At 38.2% G+C, this 24614-nt stretch carries 25 protein-coding genes, 9 tRNA genes, 1 rRNA gene and 1 other RNA gene; 24 read left to right on the top strand and 12 right to left on the bottom strand.

The window, feature by feature from the left end:
• The first annotated feature begins 31 nt into the window (after window positions 1-31).
• The 12 genes from ftsH (at window position 32) to GHI45_RS03725 (ending at window position 5170) form a co-directional block, all read left to right on the top strand.
• A complete protein-coding gene (gene ftsH / locus GHI45_RS03670; RefSeq protein WP_147779488.1) occupies window positions 32-2110 on the top strand; it encodes an ATP-dependent zinc metalloprotease FtsH in 2079 nt (692 codons plus the stop codon).
• 154 nt (window positions 2111-2264) lie between these two features.
• Window positions 2265-2336: transfer RNA gene (locus GHI45_RS03675), tRNA-Glu, on the top strand.
• Between the two features lie 22 nt (window positions 2337-2358).
• Window positions 2359-2448, top strand: a tRNA-Ser gene (locus GHI45_RS03680).
• 10 nt (window positions 2449-2458) lie between these two features.
• Window positions 2459-2532 (top strand) — tRNA-Met (locus GHI45_RS03685).
• A 19-nt stretch (window positions 2533-2551) separates the two neighbouring features.
• Window positions 2552-2624, top strand: a tRNA-Phe gene (locus GHI45_RS03690).
• 30 nt (window positions 2625-2654) lie between these two features.
• A tRNA-Gly gene (locus GHI45_RS03695) sits at window positions 2655-2725 on the top strand.
• A 14-nt stretch (window positions 2726-2739) separates the two neighbouring features.
• A tRNA-Ile gene (locus GHI45_RS03700) sits at window positions 2740-2813 on the top strand.
• 2 nt (window positions 2814-2815) lie between these two features.
• A 5S ribosomal RNA gene (rrf, locus tag GHI45_RS03705) occupies window positions 2816-2931 on the top strand.
• 7 nt (window positions 2932-2938) lie between these two features.
• Window positions 2939-3012: transfer RNA gene (locus tag GHI45_RS03710), tRNA-Asn, on the top strand.
• 82 nt (window positions 3013-3094) lie between these two features.
• Window positions 3095-4072: a polysaccharide deacetylase family protein gene (locus tag GHI45_RS03715; protein ID WP_147779489.1), complete on the top strand. Its 978-nt coding sequence runs from the start codon at window positions 3095-3097 to the stop codon at window positions 4070-4072.
• A gap of 82 nt (window positions 4073-4154) precedes the next feature.
• Window positions 4155-4341, top strand: a non-coding RNA gene (gene ssrS, locus GHI45_RS03720) — 6S RNA.
• Window positions 4342-4441: 100 nt separating this feature from the next.
• Entirely contained in the window at window positions 4442-5170 is a 729-nt protein-coding gene (locus GHI45_RS03725; RefSeq protein ID WP_147779490.1) for an epoxyqueuosine reductase QueH, read from the top strand.
• Window positions 5171-5229: 59 nt separating this feature from the next.
• On the opposite strand, the gene GHI45_RS03730 is transcribed toward GHI45_RS03725, so the two are convergent.
• Window positions 5230-5319: transfer RNA gene (locus tag GHI45_RS03730), tRNA-Ser, on the bottom strand.
• Between the two features lie 163 nt (window positions 5320-5482).
• Between GHI45_RS03730 and GHI45_RS03735 the strand changes: the two genes are divergently transcribed.
• Window positions 5483-5833, top strand: coding sequence for a hypothetical protein (locus GHI45_RS03735; RefSeq protein WP_147779491.1), 351 nt, complete (start codon window positions 5483-5485; stop codon window positions 5831-5833).
• Window positions 5834-5867: 34 nt separating this feature from the next.
• Here GHI45_RS03735 and GHI45_RS03740 read toward each other — a convergent pair whose 3' ends face one another.
• Window positions 5868-6236, bottom strand: a complete 369-nt coding sequence (locus GHI45_RS03740; protein ID WP_147779492.1) for a TIGR02328 family protein — start codon at window positions 6234-6236, stop codon at window positions 5868-5870.
• 99 nt (window positions 6237-6335) lie between these two features.
• Window positions 6336-6515 carry a hypothetical protein gene (locus GHI45_RS03745; protein WP_147779493.1) on the bottom strand — a complete coding sequence of 60 codons (180 nt, stop codon included), beginning with the start codon at window positions 6513-6515 and terminating at the stop codon, window positions 6336-6338.
• Window positions 6516-6723: 208 nt separating this feature from the next.
• On the opposite strand from GHI45_RS03745, the gene GHI45_RS03750 reads away from it, so the two are divergent.
• The 5 genes from GHI45_RS03750 to recO all read left to right on the top strand — a co-directional run bounded on the left by GHI45_RS03750 (window position 6724) and on the right by recO (window position 9974).
• Window positions 6724-7065 carry a helix-turn-helix domain-containing protein gene (locus tag GHI45_RS03750; protein WP_187230063.1) on the top strand — a complete coding sequence of 114 codons (342 nt, stop codon included), beginning with the start codon at window positions 6724-6726 and terminating at the stop codon, window positions 7063-7065.
• Between the two features lie 25 nt (window positions 7066-7090).
• Window positions 7091-7594, top strand: a complete 504-nt coding sequence (locus GHI45_RS03755) for a GNAT family N-acetyltransferase (RefSeq protein ID WP_147779495.1) — start codon at window positions 7091-7093, stop codon at window positions 7592-7594.
• Between the two features lie 107 nt (window positions 7595-7701).
• Window positions 7702-7774, top strand: a tRNA-Lys gene (locus GHI45_RS03760).
• A 144-nt stretch (window positions 7775-7918) separates the two neighbouring features.
• On the top strand, window positions 7919-9094 hold the full coding sequence (locus GHI45_RS03765; protein ID WP_147779496.1) for a pyridoxal phosphate-dependent aminotransferase: 1176 nt from the start codon (window positions 7919-7921) through the stop codon (window positions 9092-9094).
• 115 nt (window positions 9095-9209) lie between these two features.
• Window positions 9210-9974, top strand: a complete 765-nt coding sequence (gene recO / locus GHI45_RS03770; RefSeq protein ID WP_147779497.1) for a DNA repair protein RecO — start codon at window positions 9210-9212, stop codon at window positions 9972-9974.
• A 30-nt stretch (window positions 9975-10004) separates the two neighbouring features.
• Here recO and lpdA read toward each other — a convergent pair whose 3' ends face one another.
• The 7 genes from lpdA to GHI45_RS03805 all read right to left on the bottom strand — a co-directional run bounded on the left by lpdA (window position 10005) and on the right by GHI45_RS03805 (window position 18139).
• Window positions 10005-11423: a dihydrolipoyl dehydrogenase gene (lpdA, locus tag GHI45_RS03775; RefSeq protein ID WP_147779498.1), complete on the bottom strand. Its 1419-nt coding sequence runs from the start codon at window positions 11421-11423 to the stop codon at window positions 10005-10007.
• A gap of 142 nt (window positions 11424-11565) precedes the next feature.
• The gene (locus GHI45_RS03780) at window positions 11566-13146 is read right to left on the bottom strand and encodes a 2-oxo acid dehydrogenase subunit E2 (protein ID WP_147779499.1); all 1581 of its coding nucleotides are present in this window, start codon (window positions 13144-13146) and stop codon (window positions 11566-11568) included.
• A complete protein-coding gene (locus tag GHI45_RS03785) occupies window positions 13139-14119 on the bottom strand; it encodes an alpha-ketoacid dehydrogenase subunit beta (RefSeq protein ID WP_147779500.1) in 981 nt (326 codons plus the stop codon). The genes GHI45_RS03780 and GHI45_RS03785 overlap by 8 nt, the downstream gene beginning before the upstream one ends.
• 2 nt (window positions 14120-14121) lie before the next feature.
• A complete protein-coding gene (locus tag GHI45_RS03790) occupies window positions 14122-15246 on the bottom strand; it encodes a thiamine pyrophosphate-dependent dehydrogenase E1 component subunit alpha (RefSeq protein ID WP_147779501.1) in 1125 nt (374 codons plus the stop codon).
• A 52-nt stretch (window positions 15247-15298) separates the two neighbouring features.
• Complete coding sequence (locus GHI45_RS03795) at window positions 15299-16303, bottom strand: lipoate--protein ligase (protein WP_147779502.1); 1005 nt, start codon at window positions 16301-16303, stop codon at window positions 15299-15301.
• 318 nt (window positions 16304-16621) lie between these two features.
• Complete coding sequence (locus tag GHI45_RS03800; protein ID WP_147779503.1) at window positions 16622-17470, bottom strand: glycerophosphodiester phosphodiesterase; 849 nt, start codon at window positions 17468-17470, stop codon at window positions 16622-16624.
• Between the two features lie 21 nt (window positions 17471-17491).
• Window positions 17492-18139, bottom strand: coding sequence for an HD domain-containing protein (locus tag GHI45_RS03805; RefSeq protein ID WP_147779634.1), 648 nt, complete (start codon window positions 18137-18139; stop codon window positions 17492-17494).
• A gap of 550 nt (window positions 18140-18689) precedes the next feature.
• Here GHI45_RS03805 and GHI45_RS03810 point away from each other — a divergent pair.
• The 3 genes from GHI45_RS03810 to GHI45_RS03820 are packed head-to-tail and all read left to right on the top strand — an operon-like array spanning window position 18690 to window position 19879.
• A complete protein-coding gene (locus GHI45_RS03810) occupies window positions 18690-19220 on the top strand; it encodes a hypothetical protein (RefSeq protein ID WP_147779504.1) in 531 nt (176 codons plus the stop codon).
• 16 nt (window positions 19221-19236) lie between these two features.
• A complete protein-coding gene (locus tag GHI45_RS03815; RefSeq protein ID WP_147779505.1) occupies window positions 19237-19560 on the top strand; it encodes a hypothetical protein in 324 nt (107 codons plus the stop codon).
• A gap of 31 nt (window positions 19561-19591) precedes the next feature.
• Window positions 19592-19879 (top strand): hypothetical protein, encoded by a 288-nt coding sequence (locus GHI45_RS03820; protein ID WP_147779506.1) that lies wholly within the window; start codon window positions 19592-19594, stop codon window positions 19877-19879.
• 27 nt (window positions 19880-19906) lie between these two features.
• Here the strand turns inward: GHI45_RS03820 and spxB are convergent, their stop codons facing one another.
• The gene (spxB, locus tag GHI45_RS03825) at window positions 19907-21610 is read right to left on the bottom strand and encodes a pyruvate oxidase (protein ID WP_147779507.1); all 1704 of its coding nucleotides are present in this window, start codon (window positions 21608-21610) and stop codon (window positions 19907-19909) included.
• Between the two features lie 195 nt (window positions 21611-21805).
• Complete coding sequence (locus tag GHI45_RS03830; RefSeq protein ID WP_187230064.1) at window positions 21806-22375, bottom strand: TetR/AcrR family transcriptional regulator; 570 nt, start codon at window positions 22373-22375, stop codon at window positions 21806-21808.
• Between the two features lie 458 nt (window positions 22376-22833).
• Here GHI45_RS03830 and GHI45_RS03835 point away from each other — a divergent pair, with 458 nt between their 5' ends.
• The 3 genes from GHI45_RS03835 to GHI45_RS03845 all read left to right on the top strand — a co-directional run bounded on the left by GHI45_RS03835 (window position 22834) and on the right by GHI45_RS03845 (window position 24602).
• A complete protein-coding gene (locus tag GHI45_RS03835; protein WP_147779509.1) occupies window positions 22834-23838 on the top strand; it encodes a hypothetical protein in 1005 nt (334 codons plus the stop codon).
• A 4-nt stretch (window positions 23839-23842) separates the two neighbouring features.
• On the top strand, window positions 23843-24103 hold the full coding sequence (locus GHI45_RS03840; RefSeq protein ID WP_147779510.1) for a hypothetical protein: 261 nt from the start codon (window positions 23843-23845) through the stop codon (window positions 24101-24103).
• A gap of 97 nt (window positions 24104-24200) precedes the next feature.
• Window positions 24201-24602 carry a hypothetical protein gene (locus GHI45_RS03845; protein ID WP_147779511.1) on the top strand — a complete coding sequence of 134 codons (402 nt, stop codon included), beginning with the start codon at window positions 24201-24203 and terminating at the stop codon, window positions 24600-24602.
• The last annotated feature ends 12 nt before the right edge of the window (window positions 24603-24614 follow it).

The raw sequence follows: 24614 nt of genomic DNA on the forward strand, positions 1-24614 counted from the left end.
CAGTATTAAATAAAATTAAGACAAGGAAAATATGAATAATAACAACCAAAAAAATGGCGGATTCATTAAAAATACTTTTTTATGGGTTCTTTTAGTCATTGTTGTTGTTGTTGGTATCAACTATTTCTTTAGTAACAACAATTCCAATGTTGACAAAATTAGCTACTCACAGTTGCTAACAAACATCAAGGACAAAGACATCAAGTCGGTTACAATGCAACCTTCTGATAGCTTGATTACAGTCACAGGGGAATATAAAGAAGCTAAAAAAGTTGAGACTCGCACACCTCTTATGGGGACGACAACAACAAGTGTATCAAACTTTCAAGCCTATATCATTCCAACAGACAGTGTCATTAAAGATATTCAAAATGCTTCAAGTGACAATGGTGTTGAATTGAATGTTATTCAAGCTTCATCTAGTGGTGTTTGGCTTTCATTGCTTTCTCCATTATTGACAGTTCTCCTCATGGTCGGTATTTTCTGGCTCATGATGGGCGGAATGGGCAATCGTGGCGGTGGCGGTGCGGGTAATCCAATGTCATTTGGTAAATCTCGTGCTAAACAACAAGACGGTAAAACAACAAAAGTTCGTTTTGCAGATGTTGCCGGTTCAGAAGAAGAAAAACAAGAACTCGTTGAAGTTGTTGATTTCCTAAAAAATCCTAAGAAATATCATGATTTAGGCGCGCGTATTCCTGCGGGTGTCCTCCTCGAAGGCCCTCCAGGAACTGGTAAAACATTGCTTGCTAAAGCAGTTGCTGGTGAAGCTGGCGTGCCATTCTACAGTATCTCAGGTTCTGACTTTGTCGAAATGTTTGTCGGTGTCGGAGCTTCTCGTGTGCGTGATCTCTTTGAAAATGCAAAGAAAACTGCTCCATCTATCGTCTTTATTGACGAAATTGATGCAGTTGGTCGCCAACGTGGTGCTGGTATGGGCGGCGGAAACGATGAACGTGAACAAACCCTTAACCAACTCCTCGTTGAAATGGATGGTTTCCAAGATACTGGTGAATCAATCATTGTCATTGCAGCAACTAACCGTTCAGACGTACTTGACCCAGCTTTGCTTCGTCCAGGCCGTTTTGACCGTAAGGTTTTAGTTGGCGCTCCTGACGTTCAAGGTCGTGAAGCAGTACTCAAAGTACATGCTCGTAATAAGAAATTGGCTCCAGATGTCAGTCTTAAAACAGTAGCTCAACAAACTCCAGGTTATGTTGGGGCAGATTTGGAAAATGTCTTGAATGAAGCAGCACTTGTTGCAGCTCGTCAAGATAAAAAATTCATTGATGCTTCTGATATTGATGAAGGTATGGACCGTGCAATGGCTGGTCCTGCTAAGAAGAACCGTCTCCAATCAATGCGTGAACGTGAAATCGTGGCTTACCACGAAGCTGGTCACGCCATCGTTGGACTTGTGCTTGAAAATGGTAGCACTGTGCGTAAAGTTACTGTCGTTCCTCGTGGACGTATCGGTGGCTATATGCTTGCCCTTCCTGATGAAGAAATTATGCAACCAACAAACTTCCATCTTAAAGACCAATTAGCGAGTCTGATGGGTGGTCGTCTTGGTGAAGAAATTGTCTTTGGTGTAGCAACACCAGGTGCTTCAAACGATATTGAAAAAGCGACACACATCGCTCGTTCAATGGTTACTGAGTACGGGATGTCTGAAAAACTTGGTATGGTTTCATACGAAGGTGATCATCAAGTCTTTATTGGACGTGATTATGGTCAAACCAAGACATATTCAGAAGCTACGGCAGTTATGATTGACGATGAAGTACGTCGTATCTTGTCTGAAGCCTATGATCGTGCCAAAGAAGCGATTGAAACACACCGTGAGCAACATAAAGCAATTGCAGAAGCATTGCTCAAATATGAAACTCTCGATGCAAATCAAATCAAATCTCTCTTTGAAACAGGGGAAATGCCAAACGAAGTGGTTGAATCTACTGAACCAAAAACATTTGAAGAGTCACTTTCAGATAAAAATCATGAAGATGGTGAAAACAATCTTGTTTTTGAAGATGAAATCAATGCGTCAACTCAAGCAGAACAAACTGAACATCTGCAAGAAAATAACAAAGAAAATGAAACAGCTGAATAAGCTGTTTTTTCTTTGTTTTAAAGGATTTTCGAGGCTCAATCCGAATGAAGATGAAAAAAAATAAAAAAAATCGTAGTTTATTCTTGACTTTTCTCCTGAATAGTATATAATAGAGAAGTACTGTTTTGGAGGACACAAAGCAGGTCGCGAAGTTGGTCGATTGGTCAAGGGGTTAAGACACCGCCTTTTCACGGCGGTAACACGGGTTCGAATCCCGTATCGACTATTGATATAAATATATCAGCCATGGAGGATTACCCAAGTCCGGCTGAAGGGAACGGTCTTGAAAACCGTCAGGCGGGTAAAACCGTGCGTGGGTTCGAATCCCACATCCTCCTTTTATTTTATCGCGGGATGGAGCAGCTAGGTAGCTCGTCGGGCTCATAACCCGAAGGTCATAGGTTCAAATCCTATTCCCGCAATTACAATTTAATTTGTTTTGGCTCGGTAGCTCAGTTGGTAGAGCAATAGATTGAAGCTCTATGTGTCGGCGGTTCGATTCCGTCCCGCGCCATTGATGATTTTAAATCATCTTATCTCTTATGCGGATGTAGTTTAGTGGTAGAACTTCAGCCTTCCAAGCTGACCATGCGAGTTCGATTCTCGTCATCCGCTTTAATAAATATTTAGGGAGACTAGCTCAGTTGGTTAGAGCACTGTGTTGATAACGCAGGGGTCTCAGGTTCGAATCCTGAGTTTCCCATATTTGGTAATTTTGCCATAGGAGATACACCTGTTCCCATGTCGAACACAGAAGTTAAGTCCTATCGGGCTGGAAGTAGTTGAGGGTCGCTCTCCGCGAGATAAAGTCGTTGCCAAGTTAGATATTGCGGTTTAGCTCAGTTGGTAGTAGCGCATGACTGTTAATCATGATGTCGTCAGTTCGAGTCTGACAACCGCAGTAAGTAAATCAGCTAAGGCTGATTTTTTTTTATTCTTTTTTTGCATTTTATGGTATAATCGCGACATTGGAGGAAGATCACAATGAATAAACGTGTTCAACGTAGAAAAAAGAAAAACAAATTTGGAATTTTTATATTTACTTTTATTTTGCTTTTACTTGTAATTGGCATTGGAACTGTGACGGTAAATTCGTTGCTAACTAACAAAAAAGCGACGACTGCCAGCTCAAGCAGTCAATCGACGAAGCTTTCAATCTCCTCAACTTCTAAAACGACAGTATCGACCAGTAAGAACTCATCATTGACTTCAACTTGGATTCAATCAAGTGCTGATAATCAAATTCCGATTTTGATGTTTCACTATGCTTCCTCACAGGCCTCAGATTTGGCAGGAGGGAGCAACTGGATGCCTGACTCAACTCTGGAGGCAGACTTAGCTGCACTCAAGGAGGCGGGCTATACGACGCTCACAGCACAAGAAGCAGTTAAAGTCTTGACGACAAAGACCAAACCAAGTAATAAAATGGTATGGTTAACCTTTGATGATGGTTCATTGACGGTTTATCGTGACATCTATCCTTTATTGAAAAAGTATAATATGCATGCGACAGCAGCCATTATAACTGGATTTGTTGACAATCATCAACCCGGAATTTTGACTTGGGAACAAATCAAAGAAATGAAGGCAAGTGGTTTAGTTGACTTTATTAGTCATACGGTCAGCCATCTTGACTTAGGCACATTGAGTACTGCAGATGCAACTTATCAACTCAAACAATCTAAAAAGGAGCTTGATGAGCAACTTAATCAAAATACAAACATTATTTGCTATCCAGCAGGAGGTTACAATCAACAAACCATTGAGATTGCAAAATCTTTAGGCTATAGCTATGGAACACTTGATCCAGGTAGAAATGGTGCTGTTGCTGAAGAAGCGTCCGCTGCAAATGGACTCTTTACCTTGCCACGTTTCAGAATGTCGAGTACAACAGGGCCTGATTTGATGATGTCTTATTTGAAACCTGCTACGACTTTTAATGAGCAAAATGTAAAAAATTGAAACCAATCTGTATGAGCTTTAAAATTTAAAATAGCGTTTACAGTTGAAAAAAAATGAATTTCATGTTAATATTAGATTATATAAAGCACTGGAATGTGCGAGCTTACTCTTTTAATTGACCGACTATTTTTTGTATTGCATAGGGGTTCATGAGACATTCCGTAGTATGCAGACCTTCGGGGAGCGACTAAGCGGAAGCGAGAACACCCACCTGGCTTTTGAGCGGGTTCAATACGTGGGTAAGCACACGGCATTCAATCAGTGCTTTTTGTGTTAATTTGTAAAATAACGGCTTTCTATCTTAGATAGGAAGCTTTTTTGTTATTGTTTTCACATGTGATATAATGTAAAAAGGAGGATACAGGTCTTATGAAAAATAGTTTAGAGATTATCAACAAAATGAATAGCAATCAAAAAATTAATTATGATCGTGTATTTCAGAAAGTTAAAGAGACTTGGGAAGTTGAAAACATTCGTCCATCAATCTTGCTTCATAGTTGCTGTGCACCTTGTAGCACCTATTCGTTAGAGTATTTGGTTGGCTATGCTGATGTCACAATATTTTTCTCAAATTCTAATATCCATCCTCGGAGTGAGTATGAGCGAAGAAAAAGTGTTCAAGAGAAGTTTATAAGTGATTTTAATAAAAGAACAGGGAATGCTGTAAAATTCATTTCAGATATTTATCAACCTAGTCAGTTTATGAAAATGGTTAAGGAAAAGGGACTAAGTGACGCACCTGAAGGCGGATTGAGATGTGCCTCTTGTTTTGAAATGAGATTGGATGCTGTGGCTAAGAAGGCAGAAGAATTAGGTTTTGATTATTATGGAAGTGCATTAACGATTTCTCCAATGAAAAATAGTCAAACCATCAATGAAATTGGATTGGACATTCAAAAAATCTACAAGACACTTTATTTACCAACCGATTTTAAAAAGAACAATGGATACAAGCGTTCGATTGAGATGTGCAAGGAATACGATATTTACCGGCAGTGTTATTGTGGCTGTGTCTTTGCTGCCAAGCAGCAGGGGATTGATTTGAAAGCAATCAATAAAGAGGCAATCGAATTCATTAAATATAATCAAGGTTCTTAAATTCGTTCGTTTATAAACAAAAAAAGCCTAGAATACTAGACTTTTTTTGTTTTTTATTAAGGAGGATGTGGGATTCGAACCCACGCACGGTTTTACCCGCCTGACGGTTTTCAAGACCGTTCCCTTCAGCCGGACTTGGGTAATCCTCCAAATTCCATAAAAATATAATAACATAAGATGATAATGATTGCAAATACTAGCTATGAAAGTGGCTATTCAATAAAAATACGAGAGATGATGTAAAATTGTGAGTACATTTTTTTATGAAAAATGATATAATGAGGCTAATTTTTAAGGAATAGTGGAGAAAAAATGGAAGAAAAAATAAAAAATGCAAAAATTGTACAATGGACGATGTTAGTCCTGGTTATTCTTAGTCTCTTAATCATTCTATCGATGATGGGAGTTTTTGAACCTAATTTCAGAATACTGATTGCACTTCTTTTTTTAGATGCTTTGTATCTATTTATTTTTCATTTTTCTGAATTTCGATTGACCAAAGAAGCTTATTCAGAGAGTCAAGATGATATTGTCCCTAGACTCACAAGAAAAGGGAGGACAGTCAATCCAAACACGCTAAAAGGAAAAAGAGTTTGGTTTTCAAGATTTATATTTCCATGCGTGATTATGCTAATGATGCTCTTTTTATTTTTCTTTATTTGATGAAAGTGATTGTGAGAGTATCGGATATTGCAGACTATAATTCAATGGTTATTCCTTTGGATTTTAAGTTCAGTAAACATTCCTTAAGATAAGTGGCATCGTGTTCGGAATAAATGGGAGTGGTTATCTTGATTTCAGTTACTGTTGGGTAAGCACTTGTCTGCTGACCTCGATAGGCTGGATTTCGCCAAGTTAAATTTGGCTTATAGGCTCGCTTTTCCATCTCGTCCATGACAAGACAATGATACTGATACAATTTATAAGGGTCATGTGAAAAGACATAGTTGACAGTTGCGTGGTTTTTGCCCCAGCCTTTTCCTCTTAATGCGCAGCATTCTCTGTGCTGTCCGAGCAGTTGTTGCCTTGGTAAACGTGTTATCAGTGATTGATGCCATAATCTCATCAAGAAATCCTCATTTTCTCTTTTTTTATATTATATCAAAATAAGAAAGGGAATTTGGAAACATAAAAAGCAACCAGATATTGTCTGATTGCTTTGATTTTATCCGTTATAGACCTCTCTAAAGGCGTCTTTATAGAGTTGCAAGAATGTTTGTAAAGGGGCAAATTCGTTTGTGATGTCAACTTTTCTAGCTGATGTCTTGAGTTCGTATTCTGAAATGCGTCGGTACTCGGTTGTTGCAAAGGCCAAAGCAAATTCATGCGCTTGTTGTTTGTCCATCGTTTTCTCCTTGTATATAAAGTAGATAGTATTATCTTATAAACATTATAGCAAGAAGTTGTTTAATATGAAAGCCTTTTTTTAATTTCTTTTGTCAGTGCTGACAGCTGTTTTTCTCGCTTTATAGCACTAAAAATCCTAGGAGGGTCTGCCAAAAAACAGATAAATGAGGTATAATAGAGACAAAAAAGGATGGAGAGGTGAAAAAATGACATTGACGGCAGACCGAATTAGGCAATCGAGAAAAGATAAGGATTTTACCCTGCAAGAATTAGCAAATTTAATGCAAGTAAATAAAAGTACGATTGTGAAATGGGAAAATGGGACGAATGCGCCACGATTGGCAACACTTGAGAAATTGTCAGGTTTTCTTGAAGTGGACAAGGGTTATTTGGTTGGCACACAAAATGAACGCCGAACGCAATCACTGACAGAATTTGTCGAATCAACAGACGAAAATCAGTTGATTTATCATTATCGACATCTTTCGAGAGAAAATAAGGATATTCTAAAAACTTTGGCAGGTCTGATGTTTGAAAAACAAAAGTGATGTTGAGTCACTAGAACGAGGATATATGAAAATTAGAGCTTTGGAACGTACTGATTTGAGACAAATACATATTATTGATAATAAGGCTGAGACCATGCGTTTGTGGTTTGAAGAGCCTTATGAGTCACTTGATGAATTAACCAGCTTGTACGATAAACACATTCATGATACGCATGAAAGACGTTTTGTTGTCGATGTTGATGATGAATTTGCAGGAATTGTTGAACTTGTCAGTATTGACTACATTCATCGAAACTGCGAAATTCAGATTATCATTACTGACCGATTTTCAGGGCAAGGTTTGGCACAGCAAGCTTTACGAAAAGGGATTGATTACGCCTTTCACACGTTGAACATGTACAAGGTTTATCTATGGGTCGATGTTCATAACGATAAGGCGGTTCATATTTATAATAAACTGGGCTTTACGATTGAGGGGACAATAAAACAGCAATTTTTTGCTGGTGGAAAGTATCACGATTCTTATTTTATGGGAATTCTCAAGTCTGATTATATCGAAAATCATTAAAAAACTTGTTTTGGACAAGCTTTTTATTTGCTAAATATGAACAAATCCTTGCAATTTATCATAAAAATGGTAAAATAGTTAAGTACGTTCTCGTAGCATACAGATATGGCCCGGTAGCTCAGTTGGTAGAGCAGTAGACTCTTAATCTATGGGTCCAGGGTTCGAGCCCCTGCCGAGCCATCACCTTTCCGTGAACTTTCGTAGTTCACAGATACGCTGTCCATTGGACAGCTTTTTTTATTCTATAAAATAATAGTTGCAATCGTGAAAATTATCAGAAAAAATTATATAATAGAAACCAAATAGATTTTATCGGAGGCTTCTATGGACTTAACAAAAAAATTTAATCCAAATTTAGACAAAATTGCAGTATCAATGATTCGTCAATTTGACCAACAAGTGTCAAACATTCCAGGTATCATCAAGTTGACACTTGGAGAACCAGATTTTTACACGCCAGAACACGTCAAACAAGCGGGTATTGCAGCGATTGAAGCAAATCAAAGCCATTATACGGGTATGGCTGGTTTACTTGATTTGCGTTTGGCTGCCAGTGACTTTTTATCGAAAAAATATGGTTTACATTATCAGGCTGAGGATGAAATTTTGGTCACTGTTGGTGTTACAGAAGCGATTTCGGCGACTTTGCTTTCGATTTTGGTTCCAGGAGATGAAGTTTTGATACCTGCTCCAGCATATCCTGGCTATGAGCCTCTCATAACGCTTACTGGTGGCACTCTCGTTGAAATTGACACAACTGACAATGATTTTGTTTTGACGCCTGAAATGCTCGATTCAGCCCTCACAGCACATGCTGGAAAAGTAAAAGCCGTGATTCTGAATTATCCTGCAAATCCAACAGGTGTAACTTACTCAAGAGACCAAATCCAAGCACTTGCAGAAGTAGTGAAGCGCCATGAAGTTTTTGTCATTGCTGACGAAGTTTACAGTGAGTTAAATTATACCAACGAAGCTCATGTTTCGATTGCAGAATTTGCGCGTGAACAAACCATTGTGCTCAACGGTCTATCGAAATCTCATGCCATGACAGGTTGGCGAATTGGATTGATTTTTGCGCCTCAAGCATTGACAGCTCAAATCATCAAGACACATCAATATCTTGTGACTTCAGCTGCAACGCAAGCTCAATTTGCAGCCATTGAAGCACTTAAAAATGGACAAGATGACGCTTTAGCAATGAAAGCAGAATATCTCAAACGTCGTGATTATATTCTCACTCACATGGAAAAACTTGGCTTTGAGATTATCAAGCCTGACGGCGCCTTTTATATCTTTGCCAAAATTCCAGCAGACTTGATTCAAAATTCATTTGATTTCTGTGTTGATTTTGCAAAAGAACAGGCCGTTGCTATTATTCCAGGCATCAGCTTTGGACAATATGGTGAAGGCTTCGTCCGTCTTTCCTATGCAGCTTCTATGGAAGTGATCGAAACAGCGATGAGCAGGCTTGAAGCTTATGTTTCTGAAAAAAGAAAATAAAAAAATTAAACTTCTGTCAGTACTGACAGAAGTTTTTTGATATAATGAAAGGAGATAAGCACAAGGTTTACAGCGCTGTAAACCTTGTTTACAAAGTTGAAATGAAAGGAGCAAGATGAGAGACGCTGAAAGCAAAGCACTTGTGCTTTATAGTCAAAATTATAAAGAAAAAGATAAACTGGTCAAGATGTTTACAGAGAGTTTCGGAAAACGGATGTTTTTCGTCAAAAACTTCAGTAAATCTAAATATGCCAGCAGTTTACAGAACTTTACAACTGGTCAAATCATTGCTGTCATCAATGACGAAGGGTTTAGTTTCTTGGACGACGTCAGTGAAACGGTAACCTATAAGCATATTGCAGAAGATATTTTTATCAATGCGCACGCGAGCTATATTATTAGCCTTGCAGATGCAGCGATTGCTGATAACCAGTATGATCCAGCCCTTTACAGCTTTCTTATTCGCGCTCTTGAGCTTCTTGATGAAGGATTTGATATGGAGATTATCACTAATATCTTTGAGCTTCAAATCATATCAAGGTTTGGGATTTCATTAAATTTTGCTGAGTGTGCTTTCTGCCATACAACACAAGGGCCGTTTGATTACTCCTACAAATATAATGCCTGTTTATGCCATAAGCACTTTGATGAGGATTTACGTCGGTCGCATCTTGATCCAAATATTATTTATTTTTGTCATTTGTTTCAAGAAATCTCGCTTGATGATTTAAAAAAAATCTCGATTAAGCCAGAAATGAAGCATAAATTGCGTCAGTTTATTGATGGACTTTACGATGAATATGTCGGACTAAGACTGAAATCAAAGAAGTTTTTAGATGGAATGCAACCAGGTTCTTGGGCTGATATTATGAAAAAATAAAAAGGACTCTTTCGAGTCCTTTTTATTTTATTATACGTGAATTGGCAAGCCATCAGCAAGCTCAGCAGTATCCATGATTGCTTCACCAAGTGTTGGGTGAGGTTGGATTGTGAGTGAGATGTCTTTAGAAGTCAAACCATTTTCAATCGCAAGTGAGAGACCTGAAATCAAGTCTGAAGCACCAGGACCAACGATTTGAGCACCAATGATAGCACCTTCTTTTGTTTCAGTAATCAAACGAAGGAAACCAGTTGTGTCGTTCATTGAGATGGCACGTCCATTTGCAGCAAATGGGAATTTAGAAATCTTAACGTCTGTGCGTCCTTGAATTGAATCTGGTGTTTCACCAACAGTTGCAAGTTCTGTTGTTGTATAAGCAACAGCAGGGAGTGCAACGTGAAGGTCAACAGCATCTTCAGCACCAGCAATGGCAGCAGCAGCAACTTTCGCTTGGAATGAAGCTTTATGTGCAAGCATTGGGCCAGGGACAACGTCACCGATAGCGTAGATGTGAGGAACGTTAGTTTCATAAGAATCAGTAACTTCAATCAATCCGCGGTCAGTCATTTTAACGTCTGTGTTGTTCAAACCAATCAAGTCTGTGTTTGGACGGCGTCCAACAGAAACAAGAAGGTAATCACCAGTAACGGTTTGTTCTTTACCGTCAACTTCAAAAGTCAAAGTAACGTCTTTGTCAGTTTGGACAGCAGATTTTGCCATTGCTGATGTGAAAATTTCAGAACCAGCAGATTTAACGCGTTTCGCGATAATGTCTGACATTTCTTTGTCAAAACCGTTCAAGATGTGATCAAGTCCTTCGACAATCGTGATTTTAGAACCAAGCATGCGGTAAGCACCACCAAGTTCAGAACCGATTACACCACCACCAACGATAATCAAGTGTTTAGGCACTTCAGGAAGTGACAAAGCACCAGTTGAATCAACGATACGTCCGCCAAATGGGAACGGTGGAATTTCGATTGGACGTGAACCTGTTGCGATAATTACATCGTTGAAGTGAAGCAATTTGAAGCCGTCTTCTTGTTCAACGTTGATTGTTTCATTGTCAACAAATTCAGCAGTTCCTTTGATAACATCAATTTTATGCTTTTTAAGCAACATTTTAACGCCACCAGTTAATTGGCTAACAACTTTATCTTGTTTCCAAGCTTGAGCTGCATCCCAGTCCAATTTAACATCATTTACAGAAAGGCCAAATGGATTTTTCTTTTCAGCTTCTTCCATTGCATCTGTGTAGTGGTGACCAATATTGATCAAGGCTTTTGAAGGGATACATCCGATATTCAAACATACACCACCAATATTGTCTTTTTCAATAATTGTTACTTTTTTGCCAAGTTCAGCAGCACGAATAGCAGCAACGTAACCGCCAGGGCCTGAACCAATAACAACTGTATCTACATCTGTGGCTTGTGCACCAACAACCATTTTTTACATCCTCCAAATTTTTCTGTCAGTAATGACAAGGAATTGTCAGCTCTGACAGAATCTATTATGAATAAGGTAGCAAGTGTCCGCTAGGAACTTGCGTGGTAGAAATAGGCGCTTAAGCGTCATTTCTACCGCCCTATTAAATTTCCATCAACATGAACTCAGGGTCAGCAAGAAGTGACTTCAAGTAGTTCAATGATGTTTGTCCGAGCATACCATCAATCAAACGGTGGTCGTAAGTCATAGACAATTTCATGTTTTGACCAACGACGATTTCGCCTTCGCCATTTACGATTGGTTCTTTAACGATTGAACCAAGACCGAGGATAACGACGTCAGAGCCGTTGATGATTGGAGTAAACCAAGTTCCACGAGCTGAACCGATGTTAGAGATTGTGATTGTTGAGCCTTGCATTTGTGCTGGTTTCAATGAGCCATCACGTGTTGCAGCTGCCAATTCAGCAATTTCTTTAGCGATTTCAAGAATTGATTTGTTTTCAGCTTCATGGATAACTGGTACGTAAAGTCCAGTTGGTGCATTTACAGCGATACCAACGTTAACGTGTTCATGGTAAACAATTTCTTGTTTTTCATAGTCAACAGAAGCGTTAATGTCTGGGAATTTGTGAGCTGTTGTAGCTAAAGCTTTAGCTACATAAGCAAGATAAGTCAATTTGATGTCTTGTTTTGCAGCAGCTTCTTTGAATGAAGAACGGTGTTTTACAAGTTTAGAAACTTCAACTTGGTCAAAGTTTGTAACAGGTGGGATGTGCGTATGTTGCGCAGTCATCACTTTAGAAACAACTTTACGAGTTGGGTTCATGGCAACACGTTCGTCAGTTGCACCAGATTTAACAGCAGGTGCTTTTTCAGCTTTAGGTGCTTCAGCTTTAGTGGCTGGTTTAGCATCAGTAGCTGGAGCAGCAACAGGAGCTACAGCACCAGATTCGAAAGCTTTAACATCAGCAAGTGTTGTGTGACCGTGACGACCAGTTGCAAGAACTTGAGTCAAGTCGATACCAGCTTTACGCGCGTAGTGACGTACTGAAGGCATTGCAAGAATACGACCAGTTGAACTTGTCTTAGTCAATTGACCTTCGCTAGCAGCAACAGGAACAGTAGCAGCAGCGGCTGGGGCAGCTGTAGTAGCAGCAGCAACAGGAGCAGAGTTACCGTTTCCGTTGTATTCGATCAAAGGTTCGCCAACGGCAACAGTTGTACCAGCTTCAACGAACAATTTTGTGACTTTACCAGTGTAAGGAGACAAGATTTCTTGCATGAGTTTATCATTTTGAACTTCAGCAACAGGATCATCTTCTTTAACATCGTCGCCGACTTTAACAAGCCAGTTTGCGATGTCGCCTTCGGCCATACCTTCACCAATGTCAGGCATTGTAAAGATCATTGCATCGCCAGCAGGAGCAGCTTCAGCAGGCGCTTCCGTTGCAGCAGGAGCTGCGGGAGCAGCCGCCGCACCAGTTCCGTCACCATCGTATTCGATCAAAGGTTCGCCAACGGCAACAGTTGTGCCAGCTTCAACGAACAATTTTGTAACAGTTCCAGAATATGGAGACAAGATTTCTTGCATGAGTTTGTCATTTTGAACTTCAGCAACAGGATCGTCTTCTTTAACTACATCGCCGACTTTGACAAGCCAGTTTGCGATGTCGCCTTCGGCCATTCCTTCACCGATATCAGGCATTTTAAAAATTTCAGTCATAATTTACCACCTCTTTAACTTTAGCAACAATATCAGCGTCTTTAATCATCCAGTCATTTTCAGCTTGTGAGAATGGGAAGATTGAGTCTGGACCAGAAACACGACCGATTGGAGCTTCCAAATCAAGAACGAAACGTTCACCGATTTCAGCCATGACGTTAGCAGCAATACCTGCTGTACGTTGAGCTTCTTGGACAACAACAACACGACCAGTTTTCTTAACAGTTGCACCGATTGCTTCAATATCAAGAGGAGCAACTGTGCGAAGGTCGAGAACTTCAGCGTTGATACCTTCTTTGGCAAGTTCATCGGCTGCTTTCAAAGCAAGTGGAACTGTACCACCGTAAGCAATGATAGAAACATCTGTTCCTTCTTTTGCTACAGCAGCTTTGTCAAGAGGAGTAGTGTAATAACCTTCAGGAACTTCACCTTTAAGTGAACGGTAAAGGTGCAAGTTTTCAAGGAACATAACAGGGTCGTTATTTTCGATTGAAGCAAGGAGCAATCCTTTAGCGTCAGCTGGGTTTGAAGGCATTACAACACGCAAACCAGGGATTTGTGAAAGCAATCCTTCGATTGAGTCAGCGTGCATTTCAGGTGTTTTAGTACCGATACCGTAAGGTGTACGAACAACGATGTTGTTAGAACGAGTACCATTAAAACGGTAACGAGTACGTGACATTTGACCAGCAATAGAGTCAAATGCTTCGAAAATAAATGTTCCGAATTGGATTTCCATGATTGGTTTGTAACCTTGAGTTGCAAGACCAATAGCAAGTCCGCCGATACCTGATTCGGCAAGTGGTGTATTAAATACGCGGTCTTCGCCATATTTAGCTTGGAGTCCGTCAGTAGCACGGAATACTCCACCATTTTGACCAACGTCTTCACCAAAAATCAATGTGTCTTTATCTTTTTCAAGGGCAAGGTCAAGCGCCTCTGTAATAGCAGCAATATATGTCTTTTTAGCCATTATTATTTACCTTCGCTTTCAAATTTCGCAAGTTGTTCTGCCATCGCTTGGCTAGGAACTTCAAGAGTATTCTTGATGAAGCTTGAGATTTTTTGTTTTTCAACAGCGTTAGCTTTCTTCACGTTTCCATCAATGAGGGCGTCAAGTTCAGCAACGTATGCTTCTTCTTGTTTTTCATCCCAGATGCCTTTTTCAGTTAAGAAATTACGCATACGGATGAGTGGTTCTTTCTTCCACCAAGCATCAAGTTCTTCTTTTGTACGGTAGCGAAGTGGATCATCACCAGCAGTTGAGTGTGGTTCAAGACGGTTTGTAATTGTTTCAATAACAACAGGCCCGTTACCAGCAACAGCCCATTCACGAGCTTCTTTAGAAGCAAGGTACATGGCGATAGCATCCATACCATCAACAACGATAGAAGGAGCACCAGCAGCCCAACCTTTAGCAGCCAAGTGAGGTGCAGCAGTTTGCAAGCTACGTGGTGTAGAAATTGCATAACCATTATTTTGAATGAAAGCAACGAGTGGTGCTTTGTATGCAGAAGCAAAGTTAATTCCTTCGTAAGTGTCACCTTGTGATGAACCACCGTCTCCAGTATAAACAAATGCTACAGCATCTTTTTTACGTTTTTTAAGTCCAAGAGCTACACCAGCAGCTTCAACGTATTGAGCACCAATGATGATTTGTGGGAACCAAGAATTAACTGGTTTTCCATCTTCAGTAGTGTATTCGTTTCCGAGTTGGTGTCCACGGCTCCAAAGGAGACCTTTCCAGATTGGCCAACCTTTAGAATAAATTTGTGGAAGGTCACGATAACCTGGGAAAAGCCAGTCTTCATCAGTGAAAGCAAAGGCTGAAGCCATTTGAGATGCTTCTTGGCCTGCGTGAGGTCCGAAGAATCCCATACGTCCTTGTTTTGCAAGTTTCATAGAACGGATATCTACTTGGCGTGCGAAAAGCATTTGTTTGAAGAGTTCTACGAGTTTTTCGTCTGAGAGACCCGCGCGTTTGAGACCGTCTTTATCGACGACTTTACCGTCTTCGTTCAGGATTTGCAACATTGGGAATGCAGTGTCTTGCAGTTCCAATTGTGCTTTGAAATCTAAGATCTGTGTGCTATTTGACATGATCGATTTCCTTTCTTTTAATTAGAAATTTAGCAGTTGTGGGTTGTATAAATCAGTTGCTTTCAGTCAATTGATCAGCTTTGAACATTTGTGAAAGTTCAAGATTATCGATTGTTCCGAAATATTGTCCTTCTTTGTTCTTTTCAAGAACATCAAGAACGGCTTCTGGTGTGAATTCGATGCCAATAAATTGGTCTTTAATATCACGCCAGTCTCGAACACCAAGGAAGTCCCCTAGGAAATTGACCTCTGCAATTTTACCGTGTTCAACGTTTACTTGAACATCAATGCCACCGCCAGTGAATTTTGCATGGTTGCTAAATTCAAATTTTGGTGATTGGCCATAATTCCATTCCCATGTTGAAAACTGATTGTCGCGCCATTCCTTGATACCAGCGAGTTGTTCGTCAGTCAAGACGATTTCGCCATCTTTTCCTTCATCAGTCAAATAATATTTCAATTTGTCGATGAATGTATTCAAGTCAAGGTCTGGTGCGAAGTCTTTAATGTTTCCGACACGCGTACGGACAGATTTTGCTGCTTTAGAAACAAACTTTTCATCTGAAACATTGAGTGAGCGAATCATCGCTTCAACATCTGTGTCCCAAAGTAATGTTCCATGATGCATTAAGTAGCCACCCGCATAACGTTGGGCGTTACCAGAAACTTTCTTTCCTTCAACTTCAAGGTCGTTACGTCCGGTGATTTCTGCATTGATGCCTACGGCATGGAGTGCGTCATACATTGGTTGAACGAATTTTTTGAAATTAACAGTTCCTGAATTTTCAACAGGAACGAAGAAGGTAAAGCAAATGTTTCCTTCATCATGGTAAACAGCGCCACCACCAGAAACACGGCGCACGACTTGTACGTCATGGCTATCGATGTAATCTTGATTGATTTCAGCGAATGTGTTTTGGTTTCGGCCAACAATAACAGCGCGTTTATTTTGCCATAAAGCAAAAACTGGCTCAGTCGGCTTTAAGTTGTAAAGCAGCCAACTGTCCATCGCAATGTTAGTATAAGCATCTTGTCCAAGATAATTAATAAATTGCACGGTTAGAACCCCTTCTAAATTGAGCTTGGAAAAACGTAAAAAGTATTTGACATTTACGCTTTCAAGTACATTATATCATTTGGAAAAACAATGTAAAGAAAAACGTAAAAAATCTTTGACTTTTGAAAGCCCTCCATTTCTTATTATATCATTTGTGAAAAATATGTAAAGAAAAATAGTTCGCGTTTTCATAAATTGATTTAATCATGTTCTAGATGAAAAGATTGTGATATTTTTTACCTAAAATGTAATCTCGTGCATACCCTTACATTGATTTTTAAAAAATTGATTTATAACAAAAAAAGCACAAAATGTGCCTTATTTTGAAATTTCATTTCGTATTTGAAGTGCTTTTTCTGGATAATCGGTGATAATTCCTGCAATATTTTCCTGAAAAGCTAGAAGCATTTCTTTTTCACTATTGACGGTCCAAATGCGAATCGGTTTTGTTGAAAAAGAAGTGAGAACAGGGTGCTTAAACGCATAAGTTTTACGCGGGTGAATGCTTTGAATGAAGTCTTCAATCAAGCCACGTTCGATTTTTCTGATGCTATTTTCCGTTAAGAAACTTAACTCTGTGTCAGGTTCAAGGTCTTTCATCTTGCGAAGAGATTCAAGATTGAAACTGCTGTATAAATGCTCAAAAGGCCACTCTGTCTGTGTCATCAGCTCTGACAGAAGCTTTTCAATGTTTGGATATTGATGCTTATCTGTTTTTATTTCAATATTTAGAACACCAGTAAAAGAATTTTCTGTCAGCAATGACAGCACCTCTAAAAGTGTCGGAATGCGTTCGCCAGTAAATTCGGTACCAAACCATGCACCAGCGTCATAACGCTTGAGTTGTGCTAAAGTCAGCCGTTGGACAAGTCCTTTTCCATTGGTTGTTCGGTCGATTTTTTCGTCATGAATGACAACGAGTTCGTTGTCAGCGGTCAAATGAACATCGAGTTCAATCCCATCAGTTCCCACACGAAGTGCCTCGTGAAAGGCAGATAGAGTGTTTTCTGGACGGTTGCATTTTGAGCCACGATGTGCAAAAACCAAGGTTTGAATGTCATGATTAGCTGGCTGATGAAGCCGGATCCAGCGTTCTGCACGATCAGCTTTTCGGCGGTCGAGATTTCGTCTGACGCCGTTAATAATTTTGTTTAGTCCTACGACCATTTTTCCGCCTTTCTTAACTTTTTAGTGTGTATTTTCCTGAAATTCTGACTCAATAGCATGAACAAAATCATGCATAATCTTGTCACGACTGACAGCAATTTTTTTTGCCTCGGAAGTGTTGAGGAGGTCTTTCAGAAGAAATAATTTTTCATAAAAGTGATTGATTGTTGTGTTTTTATCTTGCTGATGATAGTCTGTTTTTGAGTTGTAAGTCATCGGTAAAATTTCTGGATTATAGAGTTCTCGCTCTTTTTTCCAGCCGTATTGAAGGGTGCGCACAATGCCCCAAGCTCCCATTGCATCAAGCCTGTCTGCATCTTGAACGATTTGTCCATTGAGGTCGAGGCTTCTTTTTTCATGCAAATTTGAAGAAAAACTCATGTTATCGATAATATAGATGATTTCGTCACTTATTTTATCCTCTGTCAGCTCTGACAAAAATAATTTGACTTTGTTTTTCTGTAATTCGACATTTTTAGTTATTTTTTCGTCATATGTGTCATGAAGATAGCAAGCTGCAAGAACGATTTCTGGATTAGCCTCTGGCTCAGTCAAGAGAATTTTCTTTGCGATTGCGACGACACGTTCGATGTGGTCAAAACCGTGACCATCGCCATTTCCTGCATGAATTGATTTTGCGAAACCCGCAATTTTTTGAAGCTTATCCATGTTCAAATCAGTCATTTTTAACAACTTTCTAGGGAAAAATTGGGAAATGAAAAATGAAAATCAGAAGTTCATTTCCTCCTTTAATTATAAACTAATTAAAATAAAATAAACAGAAATATAGAAAATATTTAGCTAGAAAATGTCAGTCAAAAATGATAATTTGTCATTTTTATTTTTGGAAAAAGTTGAATATTCCTTGACAATCTGATACACTTAGCTTGATTGCAGAAGTCAATAGATTACAAACTTCTGAAAGGATAATTATGAAATCAACAAAAAGTTATCTCAGTATTATTTTAAGACTTTCCTTATTTCTAATTGTATTTCTTTTTATCTTTACTTATTAGTTGCTCTAATCTTTCTTTCTATATCAATTTTTTTGACATTTGTTGCTACTCAGTCTATAATCGCATTCATTTTAGGAATAATATCACTTATCCTAATTAGTACATCAGGATTTTTGAAAGCTAGATATGTCATTTTCCTAGATATTAAATTCAAGTAGTGGTAAGGAAGAAAGCCATAAAAGGAGAAATAGTAGGAAAATAAAATGAATTATAATTATGATTTAAGCTTTGAAAATCTCAATACCTTTGATATTGAGTTATTTGATGATGAGACACTTGAACTATCTCCAACGGAATTACTTAAGCGTGAGGAACAACTGAAAAACATTTTGAATAGCCTCTTTAATGATGAACAAGAGATTGAATGCAGATTCTCAAGCATCTCCAATTTTACAAAAAATAGGTTACTATCCCAGTTGAATAGTAATGATTATAATTCTGTATTATGTAAAGTTGAGAACGGTGTACTGCTAACAACGATAACAATCAAATTTAAACATGAAAAAATAAGAAAACTTGTAAAGAGCATCATCACCTCGGATTTTCCTGATTTTAGAAAAGAACTAAATTATCCTAAATTTCATGCGGATAGTCTTATACTCACTGACATTGAGCGTAAAAATTCAATTCAACTGTTTGACGACCGATATGTGAGAATAAATTTTTCGGAAGAAGAAACTCAATTAAAATTCGCTAATAAATATAAACTTGAGCGCCCAGAAGATTGGGGATAATAAAGGGAAGTGATTTATGAATAAAAAAATTATTATTTTATCAACTTTAGTGATTGCTATTTACATTATTTATAGAATAATTGGAACGCATCTTAATTGGTATGTGTTTGGCGGACTTTCTGCTATGCTCATTTTGCCCATCGTCATTTCAGATAAAAAGGAAAAAGTGAGCTTACTTGTTACTCTATTTTCTCTCATCTCTGTGAATGTCTTTTACTTTGTTTTAAATTTTTCTTTAAAAGTCTTTATGAATTTTGATTTTTATATATGGGTTGGTTTCGTTTATAGTTGTCTATTTTTAAACATTTCTTACTTACGAACCTTAAAATATTCTAAGTGATACAACTGTCCGTTCTATGGAGGAACAACACATGAAAAAAAGAGATCCATTTAAAACAAGTAAATTGAGTTGGTTTATGCTTACACTTACTTCATTAGGGCCTTCCCTTTGGCTTATTGTTAATCTAGATATGCCGATAACACACACACAGAAACTATTTGCGACTTTTTTAAGTATTCCCAATTTAATTCTTCTTGGATTTTTATGGGGAAGAACCTCTCGGGATAAAGAAGTCATGCGCTTAGCACAGGAAGCGGATGATTTAGAAGCTGAACTAAATCGAATCAAAAATAAAAAAGACATCGGAACAAGGTTCTAATGTCTTTTTATACAATTCTATTTCTACTTAATCTTGATAAAGTTTGCTAAATGGAATCAAACCTTGTGTTTGATATTCTTTTTCGAATTCAGGAGAATCAAGTCTTAATTGTTCTACTGGCAATGGACGATGGTCAAAGATGTTAACATTGATGACTGTTGGTCGATTGGCTTCTTTAGCTTTTGCAAATGCTTCTTTTAGTTCTGTCACATTGTTGACATCAAAACCTAAAGCTCCCAAAGCTGCTGCAGAAGCACCAAAGTCGGCACCAATCAAATCAACGCCTGAGTGTGGTTGTTGTCGGTCGTCTTGCTCTGCTTCGATAAATCCTAAGCTCTTATTTGTCAAAATAATATTGATAATTGGCATGTTATATTTGACTTGAGTCAAAACATCAGGGAAGACCATTGCCCAAGATCCGTCTCCAGAAATTGACCATACTTGACGGTCTGGGTATTGTGCTTTCGCACCAATTGCTGCAGGGAGCGCATAACCCATTGTGGCATACCATGCACTAGTAGTGAATCTTTGTTCTTTACTAGCGTCAAGGAATCTCATACCATCGATGGTTACATTTCCGACATCTACTTGGAAGATGGCATCATCAGATGCCATGGCATTGATTTCTTTAAAGACAGGTTCAACTTCTAGAGGTGAGCTATCAATTTCAGCGCGTTTTGCAAGCCATTCTACCCAGTTTGCTTTGTCAGCAAGCGCTGCACGATACCAATTTGTTTCTGGGAGTTGTTCTCCGACTTCCAACAATCTCTTGATGGTCAATTTAGCGTCTGCCAAGATTGACAAGTCAACATGGTGACGACGTCCAAATTTAGTGCCGTCAATATCGACTTGAATGTATTTAGCATCTTCAGGAATAAAGAAAAATTGGAAGGGCATGTCTGAGCCCAAGAGCAAAACAGCATCTGTGTTAGAAGCGATTTCGACACCTGGTTTAGAGGCAACGCGTCCTGCTGAACCCATGTAAGCTGGGTCAGTATCAGGAAGAATTCCTTTTCCTAAGGCAGAACTCAAAATTGGCGCATGGAGCATTTTAGAAAGTTCCAAGATTTCCTTGCGGGCGCCTCTTGTTCCTTGTCCAACATAGATTAAAGGACGTTTAGCATTTTTGAGGATTTCCCAAGCTTTTTTAATTCTCTCAGGGTCTGGTTCCAAAGGCATTGGTTTTTGGTATAAATTAGCAGAAGAAACATAAACATCTTCGATTTCTTGCCAACCTAGGTCTTTAGGAATAGTAACGACAGCAACACCGCGGTTAGCATAAGCTTGACGAATGGCTTCATCCACAACAAAAGGCATTTGTTCTGCAGTCATTACGGTTCTGTTATAGATGCTGACATCTTCAAACATTGGGTTTTCATTAAATTCTTGGAAATAATTGGTGTTCATCACGCTTGTTGGAACTTGACCAACCAAAGCAAGTACGGGAATATGGTCATATTTCGCATCGTATAATCCGTTTAATAAGTGAACGGCTCCTGGTCCAGCTGAACCAAAAGTTACACCGAGTTTTCCGGTGATTTTTGCTTCCCCAACGGCTGCCAAAGCACCGACTTCTTCGTGGCGAACTTGAATGTAGTTCAAGGTGTCTTTGCGGTTATGTAATGCGTTCATTGTTGAATCAAAAGACCCACCAGGTAAACCGTAGATATTTTTGACGCCCCAATCTTCAATAACTTTTAACATCGCATCGGATGCATTTATTTTTGTCATGGTTCTCTCCTTGATTTTATATCTATTAAATACTAACTACTTTGAAACGATTTCCATTTTTTCGCTTTTATGAAGTAAATAAATTACGTTTCAAGTAGATTATAGGTTAAAAATGCTTAAAAGTAAACTAATTGAGTCTGTCAGCAGAAAGAAAAAAAGAACCGTATAAAATGACTCTCCTTTTATTGTCTATTATTATAATTTTTCCTGTTGTTTATGAACAAACTGGATTAAAGGTGTCTCGATAAGCAGTAAGAATTTTTCCTTGAAAATCTTTGGTTTATCAGGAATTGGCTCACTAATCCAAAGTGAAATCATTGTAATCATTGACTTTGCCATATAGCGAAGTAAAAACTCATCAGAAATTTCATATTGTTCACCAGCTCCTTCATAATAAGGCTTTATCCAGTCCATATAACGCTGTTCCAAAAATCCCCACCATTCAAAATCAATTCCCGAAGTATATAAAATCCGTAGGCGTACTCGATTTTTATAAACAAGAGGTAAAATTTCATCAGCGATAATCTCAAAAGAAGCGCTATTCTGAGTCGGAGTGTGCTTTTCCATAACTGCAAAAATCGCATCATCAGTTCGCTCACGAATTGCGATTACAAGTGCATCAATCGACCTAAAGTGGCTATAAAAAGTTGGTGGCGTAATATTTGCTTTTTTGCAAAGTGTTGCGACAGTAATTTTTTGATTTCTCCCAGCAAGATTAAAAAAACTATCAATAATGCGGTTTTCAGTTTGTTCACTTTTTCCCATAACATCACTCTTTCTGAGCATATTATACCAAAGATTACAAAATATTACATTGATAAAGTATAAGATTTTTGAAAATAAAATCGCTTGGTTATCGTGTTTTACTTTTAAATTCTTTACAATTTATAAAGTTTCTAAAATTTCACAAATAAATATTTGCAAAAAAATCAGCTATTATCACCATTATTGAGCTATTTTTCACTGTAACTTAAACTTAATTTATAAAAAATTGATATAAAAATTTTATAAGTATTAAAGTTTTTAAGGATTGAATTTTTATGAAATTCATAGAAAATGGAGTATAAAAGGATTTCACATTCTTCACAAATTATAAAACTTTATCATATATAAAGTTTTGCGAAACCTTGTACAAATAGGCTTTATCTGTTAAAATATCCTCAAGAAATAAAACAGCGCGCAATGATATTTCTTAAATTTAAAAATTTTAAGGAAATCAAAAAATGAAATTCACAAAATCTATTGCAATCCTGTCGTTGGCAGTTCTTTCTTTGTCAATCGCACAACCAATTTCAGCTTTTGCCGAAACAAATTCAGAAGCAAGTCAAACAGCAACTGCTATCTCAAATGCAACCTCCAATGACAACGTACAAGTAAATGACTTACAAGTCGGAAAATCAGCAACAACTGATGAAAAAGATTTGCAAGTTACTCTTCCTAAAGACGCTGACGACGATATCAAGTTGACTAACTCAGAAGATTCAACCAATAATATTCAAGTCAGTTTGCCTGATGAATTCTCATCAAAAGCAACAGCCGTAGGTGATACAGCGGTTTACACAGGGGACGACAGCAGTTCAAATCTCGGTTTGCAAAATACAGATAATGGTTTCCGAGCTTTAATCTCTATTAACAGCGCTGACGCGAGTCATGATTATAGTTTTGATTTAGATTTGCCCGACGGTTATAAGTTAATTGATGCTTCATCTATTGAAAATAAATCTCCAGGTACAGGTGATATTTACGTTCTGAACGAGGATGATTTGCCTGTTAATGAATTACAAGCGCCTTGGGCAAAAGATATAAACGGCAATGCAGTTCCAACTCATTATGTAATTAACGGTCACACTGTCACACAAGTTATTGATTTTGATGAAAAGAACTTTGTTCCACTTGTTGCAGACCCCAATTTACGATTTTTAGGTAAGCATTGGTATAATAAAACAACAAATATTGCAAAAGCTATTGATTTAGGAATCTTAGCGTGGCAAGTGTATAGTGGAGCTAGAGGAGCTGTAATGGTTGCACAAATTATCAGAAAGAATAGAACAGCTATAACACGAATAGTAGAAAAACAAATTCTGAAAATTGTCGGTCCGAATCTAGCTGGTCTTGTTTTAAATGCAGTAAATGCTGCTGCAATTGTTGGAGGATTTTCTATTGGTAGCGCAATAGCTGGCGAATTAGATAGGTTAGATGGCTGTCGCAATGGTTACATTGGAGGATAAACGCATGAAAAAAAGTAGTTTAAAAGTTGGGAAATCTTTTTACATTCTTTCCACATTGATTTGCCTTGGACCGTCTGCCAGCTTGCTTTTGAATACAAATGGGATATTAAATATGAAGCAAATTGGCAGTATAATAATAAGTATCCCCATGCTACTTATTTTAGGTTTTATATTTGGCAGAGGCTCTCGTGATAAAGAGGTTATGATTTTAGCCAAAGAAGCTGATGAGTTAGAAGCTAAGCTAACTCAATCAAAACGAAGCTGACAATCGTTAGTTATCAGACTTTTAGTAGCGTATAACGTTACTTCTTTGAGAATGATACTATATTGACATTTTGTGTAAGAAAGTAAGGTAAAACCAAATGGAAAATATGAAACATATCGAACAAATGGAGATGAAACTTCATACAATGAAAGAAGCGCTCGCTGAGGTCGCTTATCATTCGGGGGACTCTTCGTTCGACCCATATTCGATTCATTTCTTTTTATTGGAAATGGGACTTGATGGACGACATTTTGACGCCTTGTATTGGTCGCTTCGGCAGCTAATTAAAGAAAAAACGGTAGAGGAACTAAAATCGCTTGAACTAGAAACTATCCAAAAAAAGATCAATCAGATGTTGAAAGAAAAATTTGATTTAGAAGATTATTTTTCTCCCCTTTCAATTTGGAGTCTGCTTTATGGTTTTAGCCATGATTATCTTCCAGAATTGTGGATTATTGTGAATGCTAACGCGTTGGGTGTTCGTGTTAATGATTTTTAATCAAAAGCGAGG

The organism is Lactococcus sp. dk101 (assembly GCF_009601055.1).
Lineage (GTDB): Bacteria > Bacillota > Bacilli > Lactobacillales > Streptococcaceae > Lactococcus.